At 71.8% G+C, this 1,232-nt stretch carries 1 protein-coding gene; it reads left to right on the top strand.

Annotated elements, in window-relative coordinates; translation table 11 throughout:
- Positions 1–1,232 (top strand): SdrD B-like domain-containing protein (locus ALA01S_RS31065; protein ID WP_157119447.1); only part of this gene is annotated, 1,232 nt, incomplete at both ends.

The following is a 1,232-nucleotide window of genomic DNA, read 5'->3' as shown; positions in this document are numbered from 1 at the left end:
CGCAGGGCGACTACTACTTCGGCGAGCTGCGCAACGTCATCTCCACGCTCACCGGCCGCGTCTGGCGCGACAACAACCACAGCCGCACCTATGACGCGGGCGAGCCGACCATGGGCGGCTGGACGGTCCAGCTCCAGGCCTGCGCCGATGGCGGGACGGGCTGCGGCGCGGCGGACACCCGCATCGTTGCCACGGCGACGACCGCGCAGGACGGCAGCTACAGCATCGGCAACGTGACCTCCGGCAATTACAGGCTGCGCTTCGTCAACCCGCAGAGCCACGTGGTGGGCGGCGTCTGGCCCACGGACCCGCTGATCAACCAGGGCAGCAACGCGCCCAAGGCCGGCATGCCCTGGATCAGCATCGAGGGCGATCTGCCGCAGGTGGTGCAGAACCAGGACCTGCCGCTGGACCCCGGTGGCGTGGTCTACGACAGCCTGGACGCCCGCCCCGTGGCCGGTGCCGGCGTGCACATCGACGGTCCCGCCGGCTTCAACCCCGCGGCGCACCTGCTCGGCGGCACCGCCACGCTGGTCACGGGCCCCACGGGCGAGTACCAGTTCTTCTTCCTGCCTTCGGCGCCCGCGGGCACCTACAAGCTCAGCGTCACGCCGCCGGCGGGCTACCGCAACTCCACGCTGCTGCCGCCCGCGGCCTCGGCGCTGGACATGGCCACCTGCACGGCCCCCGGCTTGAAGCTGGACGACGTCAACGGCGTCGATCCCTGCCTGGTGTCGCCGCAGGGCCGGCCGGCGCTGCCCATCACCGCGCCCTACTTCCTGGCCCTGCAGTACCCGGGGTCCAGCGCGGGCGCGCAGAGCGCGGTCAACAACCACCTGCCGCTGGACCGCATCAGCGCGCTGGCCACGCTCATCGAGCTGCGCAAGACCACGTCCAAGCTCACGGTGAACAAGGGCGACCCCGTGCCCTACACCATCACCGCGCGCTACACGGGCGCAAGCACCGTCGCCGGCGTGTCGCTGGTGGACACGCTGCCGCCGGGCTTCAAGTACCTCGACGGGTCGCTGACCGTGCAGACGCTCACCGCCGGCGCCGTGGTGCCCGCCCGCCCGCTGCTGCAGGGCCGCCAGCTCACGCTGGAGAACCTGCGGTTCGCTCCGGGCGAGACCAAGAAGATCCAGATGGTGCTGGCCGTGGGTGTCGGCGTGGGCGAGGGCGACTACGTCAACAGCGCCGTGGCCCGCCGCGCCGCAGGCGACGTCTCCAACACC

The sequence above is a fragment of the Azohydromonas lata NBRC 102462 genome (assembly GCF_001571085.1).
Taxonomy (GTDB): Bacteria; Pseudomonadota; Gammaproteobacteria; order Burkholderiales; family Burkholderiaceae_C; genus Azohydromonas; species Azohydromonas lata.
This window is presented reverse-complemented; position numbering and strand designations above follow the sequence as displayed.